The organism is Vibrio brasiliensis LMG 20546 (assembly GCF_000189255.1).
Lineage (GTDB): Bacteria > Pseudomonadota > Gammaproteobacteria > Enterobacterales > Vibrionaceae > Vibrio > Vibrio brasiliensis.
On sequence record NZ_AEVS01000116.1, the window covers coordinates 70288 to 86093 of the forward strand.

Genomic DNA, 15806 nt, shown 5'->3' on the forward strand with positions numbered 1-15806 from the left:
TATCTCTCTATATTGGTATACTATAATTCGACAGAATTAAATGAAAACGTTAGGAGCATGACACAATGGGTCTGTTTGACAAACTTAAGAAGCTAGTATCTGACGACAGCGCTGACGCTGGTGCAATCGAAATCATCGCACCTCTATCTGGTGAAATCGTAAACATCGAAGATGTGCCAGACGTTGTTTTCGCTGAAAAAATCGTTGGTGATGGTATTGCTATCAAACCTGCTGGTAACAAAATGGTAGCTCCTGTAAACGGTACTATCGGTAAGATCTTCGAAACGAACCACGCGTTCTCTATCGAATCTGACGACGGTGTTGAGCTATTTGTTCACTTCGGTATCGACACAGTTGAACTTAAAGGCGAAGGCTTCAAGCGCATCGCTGAAGAAGGTCAATCAGTTAAAGCTGGCGACACAATCATTGAGTTCGATCTAGCTCTACTAGAAGAGAAAGCAAAGTCTACTCTTACTCCTGTTGTTATCTCTAACATGGACGAAATCAAGGAGCTGAACAAGCTTTCTGGTTCTGTAACTGTTGGTGAAACTCCAGTTCTACGTGTAACTAAGTAATTCATACTTAGCCAAACATAAAAAAACGCAGCCAATGGCTGCGTTTTTTATTAGCTGTTAATTTGTTATTTCAAACCCAGTGCGTATTTCAAAACCTGAACCTTTAACGGCCCTGCATTTTGCGCGATTTTTAGTGCAGCATTTCGCACTAGCTTCAGTGGCGCAAAGTCATTGCTGAATCCTTTATAGAAAAAATCCATTCCAGATTGCATTAGTAGATTGTCATAACGTCTTTGGCGCTCGTATTTTTCAAGTAACGACTGTGACAAAGTATCTTCACCCTGAGTAGCTTCCAGCAAGGCTTCAACATCTTTAAAACCCAAATTTACGCCCTGCCCTGCTAATGGGTTGATGGTGTGAGCAGAATCACCAACCAGAACACAACCCTGAGCCGAGTAGCTTTGAGCGTGACGACGAGTAAGAGGGAAAGAGCCATATTGCAGTACTTCGATATCTCCTAACTCTGCTGGGAAGTAAGCTAACACCTCTTCACGCAATTGAGCTGGTGTCATCGCGCAGAGTTGTTTAATACGTTTTGGAGAGTCATACCAAACCAACGAGCCTTGATTGCCACACAGTGGCAAGAACGAACGAGGACCAGACGGTGTGAATTGTTGCCAGGTAATGTCTTGCTGCTCTAGTTCAGTTTTTACATTAATCAACATACAGTGCTGACGATAGTCCCAGGCAGTAATGCCGATTCCAGCCAGATCTCGTACTTTAGAGTTCGCGCCATCAGCGCCCACGACTAGATCTGCACTAAGTTCTTCGCCAGAGCTCAGCGTTACTTTTGAAACGTCACCAAACTCAATATCGGCCAAAGTATCAGGGCAACGTAAGGTTAAGTTGGGGTATTTTTCGAACTGTGCCCACAAACCGAGCTGAATAAGACGATTTTCAACGATGTAGCCCAGACGCTCCATACCAAGCTCGTCGGAATGAAATCGAGTTCGGCACTCTGGATGCTCCCAGGTTTCAAGACGACGATAAGGACATACACGCATTTGTGATGTTGTTTGCCAGCCACCAAGTTCATCCAAGATATCAACGGAATGCTGCGATATTGCCGACACACGGATATCCATCGCTTGCTCAGCGGAAAAATCATGCGGCGGCTTTCCTTCAACCAGGACAACCTTTCTACCTTGTTTAGCAAAGCCCACAGCAACTGCGGCTCCGACCATACCGCCACCAATGACAGCAACATCAAATCTGCTCATATTTTGCACTTCAATTACTTGATAAATTGACTGTTTTTTATTGTACGTTTTCATTACTAAAATGTAACGAAAAACCTCACCCGCCATCAGGGTAAACCCCTTGCTTGATATAGGGTTTAACTGTTTTTGTCCCAACACTAGTCAGTAGGTTTTTAAAGCAGTACAATACGCCGCTTACCGCCGAGAGGGCGGCTAAAACTTGGTCACAATAGCGAAGATAAGCTAGTGACTCACTGGAAATATTGGGCGATTTGCTCCCTTAATTTAAACTAACGATCGAGCGAACAACATGAGTAAAAAACTGCTAATTAAAACCTGGGGCTGCCAGATGAACGAATACGATTCATCAAAAATGGCCGATCTACTGAACGCGGCTAACGGCTACGAACTAACAGAAGAACCAGAAGAAGCAGACGTGTTATTACTTAATACCTGTTCTATCCGCGAAAAAGCGCAAGAGAAGGTATTCCACCAGCTAGGTCGTTGGAAAACACTGAAAGATAAAAAGCCGGGCGTTGTTATCGGTGTGGGTGGCTGTGTAGCGACTCAGGAAGGTGACCATATCCGCGAACGTGCACCGTTTGTCGATGTTATTTTTGGCCCTCAGACTCTACACCGTCTACCTGAGATGATTAAGCAATCTCAGTCAGATGAAGCACCGGTAATGGATATCTCTTTCCCAGAGATCGAAAAATTCGACCGTCTTCCAGAACCTCGCGCTGAAGGTGCAACTGCGTTTGTTTCTATCATGGAAGGCTGTTCTAAATACTGTACTTACTGTGTTGTGCCATACACGCGCGGTGAGGAAGTAAGTCGTCCAATGGATGACGTTCTATTTGAAATCGCTCAGCTTGCTGATCAAGGCGTACGCGAAGTAAACCTGTTGGGTCAAAACGTAAACGCATACCGTGGCCCTATGCACGATGGTGATATCTGTTCATTCGCAGAGCTTCTTCGTCTGGTTGCCTCTATTGACGGTATCGACCGTATTCGCTTTACCACTAGCCACCCGCTTGAGTTCACTGACGATATCATCGCGGTATATGAAGATACTCCTGAGCTAGTAAGCTTCCTACACCTACCGGTACAAAGTGGTAGTGACCGCATCCTGACTATGATGAAGCGTCCTCACACTGCGATTGAGTACAAGTCGATCATTCGTAAGCTACGCAAAGCTCGTCCTGATATTCAAATCAGTTCTGACTTCATTGTTGGCTTCCCTGGTGAAACAGCGAAAGATCACCAAGACACGATGAAGCTAATCAAAGATGTTGATTTCGATATGAGCTTCAGCTTTATCTTCTCTCCACGTCCTGGTACTCCAGCAGCAGACTACCCGTGTGACGTGCCAGAGCAAGAGAAGAAAGAGCGTCTTTACGAACTACAGCAAACGGTTAACGCCCAAGCGATGCGCTACTCGCGCCTAATGCTGGGTACTGAGCAGCGTGTTCTGGTTGAAGGTCCTTCTAAGAAGAATCTAATGGAGCTACGTGCTCGTACCGAGAACAACCGCGTTGTTAACTTTGAAGGTAATGCAGAACTGATTGGTCAGTTCGTAGACGTGAAGATCACTGACGTATTCGCTAACTCACTACGTGGTGAACTGGTACGTACCGAGAAAGACATGGACCTGCGTACTGTTATCTCGCCTACGCAAATGATGGCGCAAACAAAACGTGAAGATGAGCTAGGTGTAGCAACCTTTACGCCTTAATTGACACTCATCGTCACTATAAGCTTGAAAATACCTCACTAAGTGACCATCTTAGAAATAGGTATAGTTAACCATTAGAAGCCCGGTCTAAATCGGGCTTCTGGCAATGGTCAATAATGAGAGGCAACTTTGAGCACGAAAATCGTTACCCTAGAAATCAATCTAGAACCTTCTGACAATCGCCGTTTAGCCAGTCTTTGTGGTCCTTTCGACGACAACATTAAACACCTTGAGCGCCGTCTTGGCGTTGAAATCAGCTACCGTGGTAACTTCTTTACCATCGTTGGTAAACCGCACACATCTGCGGCAGCCTTAGAAATCATTAAAACACTCTACGTTAATACTGCGCCTGTGCGTGGCAATATCCCAGATATTGAACCGGATGAGATCCACCTTGCTATAAAAGAGACAGGTGTACTTGAGCAGAACCTGGAGTCCAGCATTGAACACGGCAAAGAAGTGTTCATCAAGACTAAGAAAGGGGTGATTAAACCTCGCACGCCTAACCAAGGGCAATATTTAGTCAATATGGTAACTCATGATATTTCTTTTGGTATTGGCCCTGCTGGTACAGGTAAAACCTATCTGGCCGTTGCTGCTGCGGTTGACGCACTTGAACGTCAGGAAATTCGTCGTATTTTGCTGACTCGTCCGGCTGTTGAAGCGGGTGAAAAGCTTGGTTTCTTACCCGGAGATCTGAGCCAGAAAGTCGACCCTTATCTGCGTCCGCTATACGATGCTCTGTTCGAAATGCTTGGTTTCGAAAAAGTAGAAAAGCTGATTGAGCGTAATGTTATCGAAGTTGCACCACTAGCCTACATGCGCGGTCGTACTTTGAATGACGCATTCATCATTCTCGATGAGAGCCAGAACACGACAGTTGAACAAATGAAGATGTTCCTGACTCGTATCGGCTTCAACTCTCGTGCAGTTATCACGGGCGATATTACTCAGATCGACCTGCCTCGTGGTGCTAAATCGGGCTTACGCCATGCTATCGAAGTGCTGAGCGAAGTCGATGAAATCAGCTTTAACTTCTTCCAATCTGATGATGTTGTTCGCCACCCTGTCGTTGCACGTATTGTTAACGCCTATGAGAAGTGGGAAGCTCAAGATCAGAAAGAGCGTAAAGAGTACGAAAAACGTCGTCGCGAAGAGCGTGAAGCGAAACTTCTAGAGGCTCAGGCTGCACCAACGCCACAAACTGAAGCCACAACAGAGAGCAAATCATAATGACTATCGAACTTGATCTGCAATTAGCGGTCGAAAGTGAAGACGGCTTACCAAGTTTAGAAGATATTCAGCTGTGGTTAAGTTCAGCAGTGACTAAATTCCAGCCCCAAGCTGAAGTCACAGTTCGAATTGTTGATGAGCAAGAGAGCCACCAGCTCAATCATGATTATCGTGGTAAAGACAAACCAACCAATGTTTTGTCTTTCCCATTTGAAGCCCCTCCAGGCATGGAGATTGACCTGCTGGGAGATTTGATCATCTGCCGTCAGGTAGTAGAACGTGAAGCCATAGAGCAAAACAAACCTTTGATGGCTCACTGGGCGCATATGGTTGTACATGGTAGTCTGCATCTGCTAGGTTATGATCATATCGAGGATGACGAAGCTGAAGAGATGGAGTCACTCGAAACAGAAATCATGCAAGGTATGGGCTTTGAAGACCCGTATCTGGCTGAAAAACAGTAGTGTTGAGCCAGCAGACTGAACGCGTATACGATCAATCTGTCCCCTTATCACTGCTCATGTGAGCTATCACACATCTGATAGCGTTACTTAAATGAGAAACAATGAACGAAGACAATTCGCCCTCTTCTCTAGAAGGTAAGAAAGAAAAATCTGAAGGTCCGAGTAGAAAGTCCTTCTTCGGACGCCTAGGTCAACTTTTTCAAGGTGAACCAAAAGATCGCCAAGAGCTCGTAGAGGTATTCCGCGACTCTGAAGAAAATGACCTGATCGACCACGACACCCGCGATATGCTTGAAGGTGTTATGGAGATCTCAGAAATGCGTGTGCGTGACATTATGTTACCGCGTTCGCAGATGGTTACCGTTGATCGCAGTGACGATTTAGACACCCTGATCAACCTCATCACTGATGCTCAGCACTCTCGCTACCCGGTTATCAGTGAAGATAAAGACCATGTTGAAGGTATTCTGCTTGCGAAGGACTTACTTAAATACTTAGGCTCTGGCAGTGAACCATTCGATATCGAGCAAGTGATTCGCCCAGCAGTAGTGGTACCTGAAAGTAAGCGTGTTGATCGCCTGCTTAAAGAGTTCCGTGAAGAGCGTTATCACATGTCGATCGTTGTAGACGAATTCGGTGGTGTATCTGGCCTGGTGACAATCGAAGACATTCTCGAAGAGATCGTTGGTGATATCGAAGATGAGTTCGACGATGAAGAAGAACTCGACATTCGTAAACTCAGCAAACACACCTTTGCGGTTAAAGCACTGACGACTATCGAAGAGTTTAACGATACATTCGGCACATCTTTCAGTGATGAAGAGGTCGACACAGTCGGCGGGATGGTAATGACGGCCTTTGGCCATTTACCTTCACGCGGCGAAGTGGTTGACATTGAAGGCTACAGCTTCAAGGTAACTTCAGCGGATAACCGCCGAGTTGTCCAACTTCAGGTAACCATTCCTGACGAAGAGCTTGTCGCAGACTCTACCGAAGAGTAACGCTACTCTCCCCTATGGGAAAATTAAAAATAATACGATGATAAATTCACTTTTTCATCGCCTCAAACGGCCGCTTGCGGCCGTTTTTGTTGGCGCATTAACAACACTGGCATTTGCCCCTTACCAGCTTTGGCCACTGGCGATTATCAGCCCGGCCATACTGTTACTACTCATTCATCAACAGTCAGCCAAACGTGCGCTGTGGATTGGCTACGCCTGGGGTCTAGGCCAATTTGCCACGGGCATTAGCTGGGTTCATATCAGCATCGACAACTTTGGCGGTATGCCTAAGATCGCTAGCGTATTCCTTATGACGCTACTGATCGGTTATCTTGCCATCTATTCGGCTCTGTTTGCCTGGAGTCTCAATCGCTTTTTCCCTAACCAACAACGCTCTCGCTTAATGCTTGCTGCGCCAGCTCTGTGGCTAATCATGGATTGGTTACGTGGCTGGGTGATGACCGGTTTCCCGTGGCTATGGCTCGGTTATAGCCAAATTGATAGCCCTCTATCAAGTTTTGCCCCTCTCGGTGGCGTAGAGCTGATCACTCTATTAGTTGTCTTTAGTGCTGGTGCCATCGCCTATGCATCTTTATCGAGGCAATGGTTGCACCTGCTCATTCCGGCAATTGTACTAATGACAGGTTTTGGGCTGCAATCTGCTCAATGGGTAACACCAACAACCGATAGTGTTACCAAAGTAGCACTCATTCAGGGCAACATTGCTCAAGAGCTAAAGTGGCAGCCGAGCCAACGCTGGCCAACCATTATGAAATATACCGATCTTACTCGTGAGAACTGGGATGCGGACATCATCATCTGGCCAGAAGCGGCAATACCTGCCGTCGAATATGAAATATCCTCTTTCCTGAGTAATTTGGATGCTGCAGCCAGAATGAACAACAGCGCCGTGATCACTGGTATCGTCAATAAGGGTGTGGACAGAAAGTTCTACAACAGTATCCTCACTGTAGGCCAAACCTCTTACGGTGATTATAGCTATGACATGGATAAGCGTTATCACAAACATCACTTGCTTCCCTTTGGTGAGTTCGTGCCGTTTGAGAGTATCCTGAGACCGATTGCGCCTTTCTTTAACTTACCGATGTCTTCGTTTAGCAGTGGGGACTTCATCCAGCCAAATATCGACGCTAACGGTAAACATATGGCACCAGCTCTTTGCTATGAAATCATCTTCAACGAGCAGGTCCGACAGAATGTTAACGATGACACCGACTTCATCTTAACTCTTTCCAATGATGCCTGGTTTGGCCGCTCAATCGGTCCTCTTCAGCATATGGAAATCGCTCGGATGCGTGCTCTGGAACTAGGTAAGCCGGTTATTCGCGCTACCAACAACGGTCTGACTGCCGTCACCGATTACCGCGGTCATATCACCGCTCAGGTACCGCAGTTTGAAACCGCTGTGCTAAGAGCAGAAATTACCTCCACTCATGGTGAGACTCCATATCGCACTATCGGAACATGGCCACTTTATGTATGGGTGATGTTGAGTTTGGTGATTGGATGGAGAGTGGGAAGGAAAGTCTCTAGTCTCTAGTCTCTAGTCTCTAGTCTCTAGTCTCTAGTCTCTAGTCTCTAGAAAAAGATTGAAGGGTTGGTGTGAAAGCATCGACCCTTTTTTGAGAATCGAGAGAATTATGTCTTATTAAGGACGAGTTCTGTCAACATCCTTAACACTATAGGTATTATCAACTTACTACCCGCTGCCACCTCTCGCAGGACGAAGTCCGTTCTCGATTCTCGGAGCGAAGCGTTCTCGCCCTTTCTAAACTCTCGTAGGACGCAGCCCGCTCTCTTACGGTTTCAACGCCTGACGACTAAACCCTTTATGACCGCAGTGCGTACACGGAATAATAACCGTTGGGTGCGTATACTGAGTTTTATGCCCGCATTCGTCACAGACCAATACCCCTAGACCAATCACTTCCCCAGCCTGATAGAGCCCTTGATGATCAAGATCCTGAAATAACTCAACCCACTCGACTTTAGTTTTATCGGTAATATCGAGTAAGCCTTGCCAAATAGAATCAGCAATCATGATGTAAAACGGTCCACTTTTTGAATCTTCATAGTTGTTGGCAAACTCTTTTAAATCCGACTTAACATAAGCAGAGACGAGTGCTAGCTCATCCTTGGTTAAGTCATTAGCAGCGTCGACGACCTTACCTGAGGTTTCAAAAACGTGGTTAACTTCATCCGGACTATGTTTAAGTGCCTCAACGACATCTTCAAACATCTCCTCATAACCTGCTTTGCGTTTTGGCATCGCTAACCTCCTTTCGATTCACTGATGCACATTCATTTCACCCTATAAAGGCAATAAACATCACCATCTTTACGTGATTTGAGTGGGTATTGGCTATTGTTGTGCCCCTCTCCTTTAGGTATTCTATGACGATCTATTAATGTCTGTTCTAACCGAACTCACAAATTCCAAGATAACCGGATATCATCGATGCAAGAACAATATAACCCGCAAGATATTGAACAAAAAGTTCAACAGCACTGGGATAACAACAAGACCTTTGTTGTAAGTGAAGACCCAAACAAAGAAAAATTCTACTGTCTCTCTATGTTCCCATACCCAAGTGGCCGACTGCATATGGGCCACGTGCGTAACTACACTATCGGTGATGTTGTCTCTCGTTTCCAACGCCTACAAGGTAAAAACGTAATGCAACCAATTGGTTGGGACGCATTCGGTCTACCAGCAGAAAACGCAGCAGTTAAGAACAATACTGCACCTGCGCCTTGGACTTACGAAAACATCGAATACATGAAGAACCAGCTAAAACTGCTTGGTTTTGGTTACGACTGGAACCGTGAGTTCGCGACATGTACACCTGAATACTACCGTTGGGAACAAGAGTTCTTCACTAAGCTTTACAACAAGGGCTTGGTTTACAAGAAGACATCTTCAGTTAACTGGTGTCCAAATGACCAAACTGTTCTGGCTAACGAGCAGGTTGAAGACGGCTGCTGCTGGCGTTGTGATACTCCAGTAGAGCAAAAAGAGATCCCACAGTGGTTCATTAAGATCACTGAATACGCTCAAGAGCTGCTAGACGATCTGGATAACCTGGACGGTTGGCCTGAAATGGTTAAAACCATGCAGCGCAACTGGATTGGTCGCTCTGAAGGTGTTGAACTGAAGTTCGAAGTAAAAGGTCAACAGGATCTGGAAGTTTACACTACGCGTCCTGACACACTAATGGGTGTGACATACGTAGGTATCGCAGCGGGTCACCCTCTGGCAGCCGTAGCAGCAGAGAACAACCCAGAGCTTGCAGCCTTCATTGACGAATGTAAGAACAACAAAGTAGCGGAAGCTGAACTAGCGACAATGGAGAAGAAAGGTATGGCGACTGGCCTTACTGCTATTCACCCATTGAACGGTCGTGAAGTTCCAGTTTACGTCGCTAACTTCGTACTGATGGATTACGGTACAGGCGCTGTTATGGCAGTACCTGCACACGATCAACGCGACTTCGAGTTCGCAACTAAGTACGGTCTGGATATCATTCCAGTTATCAAACCAGCTGACGGTAGCGAACTAAACATCGCAGAAGAAGCATACACAGAAAAAGGTGTGCTGTTCGACTCTGGTGAGTTTGACGGTCTTGAATTCCAGGCAGCGTTTGATGCAATCGCGGCGAAACTTGAGGCTGAAGGCAAAGGTACTAAGACAGTTAACTTCCGTCTACGTGACTGGGGTGTATCTCGTCAGCGTTACTGGGGTGCTCCAATCCCTATGGTAACGACCGAAGATGGTCAGGTTCACCCAGTTCCAGCGGAGCAGCTACCAGTCATTCTTCCAGAAGATGTAGTAATGGATGGCGTAACCAGCCCTATTAAAGCTGACAAAGAGTGGGCGAAGACGACATTTAACGGCGAACCGGCTCTACGTGAAACCGATACCTTCGATACCTTTATGGAATCTTCTTGGTACTACGCGCGTTACTGTTCACCACAAGCAGATGACATCCTGGATCCTGAAAAGGCAAACTACTGGCTACCAGTAGACCAGTACATCGGTGGTATCGAGCACGCTTGTATGCACCTACTGTACTCTCGTTTCTTCCATAAGCTGCTACGTGATGCTGGTTACGTAACGTCTGACGAGCCGTTCAAACAGCTTCTATGTCAAGGCATGGTACTGGCAGATGCGTTCTACTTTGAGAACGAAAAAGGCGGTAAAGAGTGGGTTGCACCGACAGACGTAACAGTTGAACGTGATGGCAAAGGCCGTATCACTTCAGCTAAAGATGACCAGGGACGTGACGTTGAGCACTCAGGCATGATCAAGATGTCTAAGTCGAAGAACAACGGTATCGACCCACAAGAGATGGTAGACAAGTACGGTGCTGACACAGTACGTCTATTTATGATGTTTGCGTCTCCGGCAGATATGACGCTTGAATGGCAAGAGTCAGGCGTTGAAGGTGCTAACCGCTTCCTGAAACGTGTATGGAAACTGGTTAAAGAGCACGCATCGAAAGGCGCAGCAGAAGGCGTTGATACTTCAGCTCTGTCTGGCGACCAGAAAGCACTACGTCGCGATGTTCACAAGACGATCGCTAAAGTGACTGACGATATCGCTCGTCGTCAAACATTCAACACAGCAATCGCTGCCATCATGGAACTGATGAACAAGCTAGCGAAAGCACCTCAAGAATCTGCGCAAGACCGCGCTATCCTTGATGAAGCGTTGAAAGCGGTTGTCGCTATGCTTTACCCAATCACTCCGCACATCTCATACGAGCTTTGGGTTGCGCTAGGTGAGTCAGACATCGATAACGCAGTATGGCCAACGTTCGACGAAAAAGCGCTTGTTGAAGATGAAAAAACAATCGTTGTTCAGGTTAACGGTAAGCTACGTGCGAAGCTAACTGTTCCTGCTGACATCTCTAAAGAAGAGATTGAACAACTAGGTCTGAACGATGAGAACGTGACTAAGTTCACTGAAGACAAAACTGTGCGTAAAGTTATCTACGTGCCAGGTAAACTTCTAAACATCGTTGCGAACTAATCTGTTCTGATGACGTCATAAACAGGGTAGCCACCTACCCTGTTTTATTTATCTTAGAGTTTTGACTAGCCAGAATTCTCAGAGCTATAAGATAAGTATTCCAATAATCGAGAGCCATCAACCTATGTTTCCTCAAGTCATGCGACTAATTTCAACTCGTTCTATTAAGCTAACCACGGTTGTACTTACTGCGAGCCTTCTTTCTGCTTGTGGTTTCCACTTACGTGGTGACTACTCTATTCCGGAAGAGCTAGATACTATGTCACTTACTAGCTATGACCAGTACAGCAGCTTCACGCGTATGATGAAAGGCCAGTTACGCATGAGTGAAATTAAATTGGTTGCACCTGCTGCCGACGTACCTAACCTGCACCTAATCAGCGAAGGCGTAGGTGAACGTACCCTATCTCTATACCAAAATACCCGCGCAGCGGAGAAGGAATTAACATTCCGTACTTCTTACCGTGTGACCATCCCTGAACTTGGTGAAAAGACGTTCTCAACCAGTGTGACACGCAGCTATCTGGACAACCCGCTGACAGCACTAGCAAAGTCTGTTGAACGCGACATGATCGAAGACGAGATGCGCAAACTAGCGGCTTCGCAAATTATTCGCCAGATGGCACGCCTGAAAACCAATATTGAATCAGGCACTATGTTGAGTGAAGAAGAACAACAAGCTCAGCTAAAAGCAGAAGAGGAACAGTACCGAATCAAGACGTTCACTACTGATGAGCCTCAGGAAGGCGTCACTACTACTTCTGAGAACCAGTAACCTGTATGCGAGTTTTCGCCGATCGATTGGTGGAGCAGTTAGCTAAACAGCTCCACCCGACCTACTTAATTTTCGGCAACGAGCCGCTACTCCTGCAAGAATCTCGTCAAGCGATCCAAAAAGCCGCCCACCAGCAAGGTTTCGAAGAAAGACACAGATTTGCAATTGATAGCTCGTTTGACTGGAACCTGGTCTACGACTGCTGTCAGGCTATGAGCCTGTTTTCGGCCAGACAGATTATTGAACTTGAGCTCCCTGAAGCAGGTGTTAACGCCGGCATAGCAAAAGAGCTGCTATCAGTATCAGATTTACTCCATAGCGATGTCATACTGGTCATAATCGGTAGCAAACTGACCAAAGCACAAGAGAACGCAAAATGGTTTAAAGCACTGTCAAGTCAGGGCTGTTGGGTCAACTGTCTGACACCTGATATTCAGCGCCTACCCCAGTTTGTTCAGGTTCGCTGCCGTGCACTGGGTCTTAAGCCAGATCCTGAAGCGGTACAGATGCTGGCTCAGTGGCACGAGGGAAACCTGTTTGCCCTGACTCAAAGCTTAGAGAAGCTCGCACTGCTTTACCCTGATGGTGTACTCAACCTGGTTCGCTTAGAAGAGTCGCTCAGTAGACACAATCACTTTACTGCTTTTCATTGGATTGACGCACTGTTGGCGGGAAAAGCGAAGCGCTCTCAACGCATTCTTCGCCAGCTTGAGGCTGAAGGAGTAGAAACAGTCATTCTGGCAAGAACGGTACAGAAAGAATTGACTCAGTTGTTGACCATGTCTCAGCTTGTGCAAACCCAGCCAATTGGTCAGGTGTTTGAAAAATACCGTATCTGGCAATCAAAGCGTCCGCTTTACTCCGCGGCTCTGAACCGGTTATCACCAGTAAAAATTATGCAGCTTTTGCAGTTGCTCGCGCAAACTGAACGAATGATAAAAACTCAGTACGAACAGTCAAGCTGGCCACTATTACACCAGTTAAGTACCGAGGTTTGCTTACCTCAGGTTAAGCTATAAAAAGCGTGGTATACTGCGCCGCCCCAAAATACACTTACTAGTGTCAATCGAATAATTAACGAGGAAAACCCTTTGCAACTTGAACAGCTAAACGAATTTCTAGTCGATAAAGTAGATGATATGAAAGCTCAGGATATCAAAACCATTGATGTTCAGGGTAAATCAAGCATTACTGATTACATGATCGTTTGTACTGGAACCTCAAAACGTCACGTTGCTTCTATCGCTGAACATGTCGCTAAAGAATCTAAACTTGCCGGTATTACTCCACTAGGTATTGATGGTGAAGCCGAAGGTGAATGGGTTGTTCTGGATATGGGCACAACTATTATTCACGTAATGCAAGAAGAGCAACGCGAGCTATACCAACTAGAGAAGCTTTGGGGCTAAGCGATGAAGATACAGCTAATTGCCGTTGGTACCAAGATGCCAAAGTGGGTCGAAGAAGGCTTTCAGGAGTATCGCCGTCGCTTTCCACACGACATGCCTCTGGAGCTTGTTGAAATTCCAGCCGGAAAACGTGGAAAAAATGCCGATATTGCAAGAATTCTGCAAAAAGAAGGCGAAGCCATGCTAGCGGCGGTGCCAAAAGGCAACCGAATTGTTACTCTCGACATCCCTGGCAAAAAGTGGGACACACCGCAATTAGCTGAACAGTTGGAAAACTGGAAACTCGACGCAAGAGATGTGTCGATTTTAATTGGTGGACCTGAAGGACTGGCACCAGCGTGTAAAGCAGCAGCCGATCAAAGTTGGTCTCTGTCAGCTTTGACGTTACCACACCCACTTGTCCGTATTGTGATGGCTGAAAGCCTGTACAGAGCGTGGAGCATTACTGCCAACCACCCATATCACCGAGAATAACCATAGATGTTACGGAAGCGTACCCAGATAAGGGATTACCACGAAGAAGCGCGACTATTTAAGAGTCGCGCTATTGTCGCTTTCATTGGTATTGTGGCAATGATGGGTATTTTGGTTACCAACCTGTACAACATCCAGATCAACCAATACCAAGACTATAAAACCCGCTCTAATGACAACCGGATTAAAGTTGTCCCAATCGCTCCCAACCGCGGTCTGATTTACGACCGTAACGGAAAACTACTGGCAGAAAACCGCCCAGTATTCAGCCTCGAACTGACACCGGAAAAGATCAAAGATATGGACGATACCATTCGTCGTCTGCAGGAAATCTTAACCATCACTCCTGAACAAGTTGAGCGATTCAAGAAAGAACGTCGTCAAACACGACGCTTTAAATCTGTTCCGATTTTAAACCAGCTTACCCCTGAACAGGTGGCTAAGTTTTCTGTCAACCAGCACAAGTTTCCGGGAGTCTCCGTAAACGCGGCCCTTAAGCGCCACTACCCATACGGTGAGGTTCTGACTCACGTAATTGGCTATGTATCGCGTATTAACGACCGCGATATGCAGCGCTTAATCCGTGAGGAGAAAGATGCTAACTATCAGGCAACCCGAGATATCGGTAAGCTAGGTATCGAGCGTTACTACGAAGATATGCTACACGGTACTGCTGGTTATCAGGAAGTAGAAGTGAATAGCCGCGGTCGAGTGATCCGTACCCTAAAATACGTTCCGCCAGTGCCAGGCAAAGACATCGTCCTCAATCTGGATATTGATCTACAGCTATACGTTCATAAGCTGCTAGATGGCCGCCGTGGTAGTGCCGTGGTACTCGATCCAGAAGACAATGGTGTTCTGGCGATGGTTTCAAGCCCAAGTTATGACCCGAACGCCTTCGTTCATGGTATTTCCGGTAAAGCGTATAGCGCGCTACTTAATGACAAAAACCGTCCTCTGGTTAACCGAGCAACACTCGGAATTTACCCACCAGCGTCGACTATTAAGCCATTCATGGCAGTCGCTGCACTACAGGAAGGAGTTGTCACGCCTTATACCACACGAAATGACCCGGGTTACTGGAAGATTCCAAATTCGAAAACTAAGCCGTTCCGTGACTGGCTCCGTTGGGGACATGGCAAAGTCGATATTGTCCAGTCAATTGAAGAGTCGGTAGATACCTTCTTCTATCAGGTTGCCTACGACATGGGCATCGACCGCATTTCACGCTGGATGATGATGTTTGGTTTTGGTGACTATACGGGTATCGATATTTACGAAGAGAGTAAGGCCAATATGCCGACTCGTGAGTGGAAAATGGCGCGCCATCGAACTCCGTGGTATCAAGGGGATACAATCCCTGTTGGTATCGGTCAAGGATACTGGACTTCAACACCTATGCAGTTAGCGAAAGCGACCTCTGTGCTGGTAAAACGAGGCGAAGTCGTCGCTCCACACTTACTGCGAGCAACCATCGAAAATGGTGAAGTATTTGAAAAGCAGCAGTTGTCCGATATCGAAACCTATCCACCAATCACCGGCGTAAAACCTCGCTACTGGGATATGGCGATTGAAGGCATGCGTCTGGTTAACCATGGTAAAAAAGGCACCGCTCGCCGCGCATTCACTAAGACCAAATATGTCAGTGCTGGTAAATCAGGTACAGCGCAGGTATTTGGCCTGGGCGAAGACGAAGAGTACAACGCAGATGAAATCGCAGAACACTTGCGTGACCACGCCCTCTTCACTGGCTTTGCTCCGATTGATGATCCTAAGCTTATTGTCACCATCGTATTAGAGAACGCGGGTGGCGGTTCATCGCAGGGCGGCCCTGTGGTGAGAAAGATATTTGACCACGTGCTCGTGGATAATAAAGAGGCGAACTAAT

14 protein-coding genes are annotated in these 15806 nt (G+C 46.5%); 12 read left to right on the top strand and 2 right to left on the bottom strand.

Annotation, left to right across the window (positions count from 1 at the left end):
- The first annotated feature begins 65 nt into the window (after positions 1 to 65).
- A complete protein-coding gene (gene crr, locus RH46_RS21465; RefSeq protein WP_004415112.1) occupies positions 66 to 575 on the top strand; it encodes a PTS glucose transporter subunit IIA in 510 nt (169 codons plus the stop codon).
- A 65-nt stretch (positions 576 to 640) separates the two neighbouring features.
- Here crr and RH46_RS21470 read toward each other — a convergent pair whose 3' ends face one another.
- Positions 641 to 1795 carry a 2-octaprenyl-3-methyl-6-methoxy-1,4-benzoquinol hydroxylase gene (locus RH46_RS21470; RefSeq protein ID WP_040896452.1) on the bottom strand — a complete coding sequence of 385 codons (1155 nt, stop codon included), beginning with the start codon at positions 1793 to 1795 and terminating at the stop codon, positions 641 to 643.
- Between the two features lie 289 nt (positions 1796 to 2084).
- Here RH46_RS21470 and miaB point away from each other — a divergent pair, with 289 nt between their 5' ends.
- The 5 genes from miaB to lnt all read left to right on the top strand — a co-directional run bounded on the left by miaB (position 2085) and on the right by lnt (position 7768).
- Entirely contained in the window at positions 2085 to 3509 is a 1425-nt protein-coding gene (gene miaB, locus RH46_RS21475) for a tRNA (N6-isopentenyl adenosine(37)-C2)-methylthiotransferase MiaB (protein ID WP_006881633.1), read from the top strand.
- A 129-nt stretch (positions 3510 to 3638) separates the two neighbouring features.
- Positions 3639 to 4742 (top strand): PhoH family protein, encoded by a 1104-nt coding sequence (locus RH46_RS21480; RefSeq protein WP_006881634.1) that lies wholly within the window; start codon positions 3639 to 3641, stop codon positions 4740 to 4742.
- Positions 4742 to 5206, top strand: coding sequence for an rRNA maturation RNase YbeY (gene ybeY, locus RH46_RS21485; RefSeq protein ID WP_006881635.1), 465 nt, complete (start codon positions 4742 to 4744; stop codon positions 5204 to 5206). The genes RH46_RS21480 and ybeY overlap by 1 nt, the downstream gene beginning before the upstream one ends.
- A gap of 101 nt (positions 5207 to 5307) precedes the next feature.
- Complete coding sequence (corC, locus tag RH46_RS21490) at positions 5308 to 6207, top strand: CNNM family magnesium/cobalt transport protein CorC (protein ID WP_006881636.1); 900 nt, start codon at positions 5308 to 5310, stop codon at positions 6205 to 6207.
- 37 nt (positions 6208 to 6244) lie between these two features.
- On the top strand, positions 6245 to 7768 hold the full coding sequence (gene lnt / locus RH46_RS21495; RefSeq protein WP_006881637.1) for an apolipoprotein N-acyltransferase: 1524 nt from the start codon (positions 6245 to 6247) through the stop codon (positions 7766 to 7768).
- A gap of 258 nt (positions 7769 to 8026) precedes the next feature.
- Here lnt and RH46_RS21500 read toward each other — a convergent pair whose 3' ends face one another.
- A complete protein-coding gene (locus RH46_RS21500) occupies positions 8027 to 8497 on the bottom strand; it encodes a zinc ribbon-containing protein (RefSeq protein ID WP_006881638.1) in 471 nt (156 codons plus the stop codon).
- A gap of 189 nt (positions 8498 to 8686) precedes the next feature.
- Between RH46_RS21500 and leuS the strand changes: the two genes are divergently transcribed.
- The 6 genes from leuS to mrdA all read left to right on the top strand — a co-directional run bounded on the left by leuS (position 8687) and on the right by mrdA (position 15805).
- Positions 8687 to 11260: a leucine--tRNA ligase gene (leuS, locus tag RH46_RS21505; RefSeq protein ID WP_006881639.1), complete on the top strand. Its 2574-nt coding sequence runs from the start codon at positions 8687 to 8689 to the stop codon at positions 11258 to 11260.
- Positions 11261 to 11399: 139 nt separating this feature from the next.
- Positions 11400 to 12035 carry an LPS-assembly lipoprotein LptE gene (locus tag RH46_RS21510; RefSeq protein ID WP_086013152.1) on the top strand — a complete coding sequence of 212 codons (636 nt, stop codon included), beginning with the start codon at positions 11400 to 11402 and terminating at the stop codon, positions 12033 to 12035.
- A 5-nt stretch (positions 12036 to 12040) separates the two neighbouring features.
- Positions 12041 to 13054 (top strand): DNA polymerase III subunit delta, encoded by a 1014-nt coding sequence (gene holA / locus RH46_RS21515; RefSeq protein ID WP_006881641.1) that lies wholly within the window; start codon positions 12041 to 12043, stop codon positions 13052 to 13054.
- Between the two features lie 72 nt (positions 13055 to 13126).
- Positions 13127 to 13444 (top strand): ribosome silencing factor, encoded by a 318-nt coding sequence (rsfS, locus tag RH46_RS21520; RefSeq protein ID WP_006881642.1) that lies wholly within the window; start codon positions 13127 to 13129, stop codon positions 13442 to 13444.
- Between the two features lie 3 nt (positions 13445 to 13447).
- The gene (gene rlmH, locus RH46_RS21525) at positions 13448 to 13918 is read left to right on the top strand and encodes a 23S rRNA (pseudouridine(1915)-N(3))-methyltransferase RlmH (protein ID WP_006881643.1); all 471 of its coding nucleotides are present in this window, start codon (positions 13448 to 13450) and stop codon (positions 13916 to 13918) included.
- A 6-nt stretch (positions 13919 to 13924) separates the two neighbouring features.
- Entirely contained in the window at positions 13925 to 15805 is a 1881-nt protein-coding gene (mrdA, locus tag RH46_RS21530; protein WP_006881644.1) for a penicillin-binding protein 2, read from the top strand.
- The last annotated feature ends 1 nt before the right edge of the window (position 15806 follow it).